1 protein-coding gene is annotated in these 1,030 nt (G+C 76.6%); it reads right to left on the reverse strand.

The window, feature by feature from the left end; all coding sequences use genetic code 11:
- Window positions 1-30: 30 nt before the first annotated feature.
- A partial coding sequence (locus AA75_RS37240) for a sensor histidine kinase (RefSeq protein ID WP_033824848.1) occupies window positions 31-1,030 on the reverse strand: 1,000 nt, incomplete at its 5' end.

The raw sequence follows: 1,030 nt of genomic DNA on the forward strand, positions 1-1,030 counted from the left end.
GCGCCCGTCCCGTCTCGCGCCGGCCGGAGCTCAGTACGGCAGCCGGACGGTGACCAGGGTCGGCCCGCCGTCCGGGCTCTCGCAGGTCAGGCTACCGTCGACGGTCCTCGCCCGGGCGCGCAGACCGCTCAGTCCGCTGCCCGCGCCGACCACCGCGCCCCCGCGTCCGTCGTCGAGGACCTCCAGCACCAGCACCTCCGCCCCGCCGTCGCGTACCTCCCCGTCGCCCACCTCCCCGCCGCGCACCGCGATCCGTACCTCCCGCGCGCCGCTGTGCTTGACGGCGTTGGCCAGCAGTTCGGCCGCACTGAAGTAGGCGATCGACTCGACCGCGGGGGACGGGCGCCGGTCCAGGACCACGGTGACCCGGACCGGCAGCGGGCAGTCGGCGGCCAAGGTGGCGAGGGCGGTGTCCAGGCCCGCGTCCAGCGCCGGCGGGTGGATGCCCCGGACCAGGTCGCGCAGGTCGGCGACGGCCTGCTTGGCGTTGCCCTGGGCGGTCTCCACGACCGTGAGCACCTGCTCGGTCCCGGCGCCGGCCAGCAGCAGTTCGCGGACCATGGTCAGCTGAATCCCCAGGCCGACCAGCCGGGCCTGGGTGCCGTCGTGCAGGTCCCGCTCGATCCGGCGCAGCGTGGTGGCGGCCTCGTCGACGGCCTGGGCCCGGGTCTCCTCCAGGTCGTGGATCCGCCGGTCGGCGGCGTCCGGTCCGAGCAGTGCCCGCAGCGCGGCGCGCTGCGGCGCCCCCGCCCATCGCAGCAGCCACGGCGCCGAGGCGAGCAGGACCAGCCCCACCGCGCACGGCACCAGCCAGCGCGGCCAGCTGTCCCACTCCACCCCTCCCAGCTGGAGCGACACCGGCCGCACCGAGCCGTCGGCGCCCCGCACGGTGGTGTAGTTCCACCGCTTCAGCAGCGGGTGCAGGACGAGCAGCACCCCGTACACGTAGCCGATCAGGACCGCCAGCAGCGGCCACAGCGCGGTCAGCGGTGCGGCGAGCGCGGCGCCGACGGCCCGCCAGCCGGCCCGG

The organism is Kitasatospora sp. MBT63 (assembly GCF_000710465.2).
Classification (GTDB): Bacteria; Actinomycetota; Actinomycetes; order Streptomycetales; family Streptomycetaceae; genus Kitasatospora.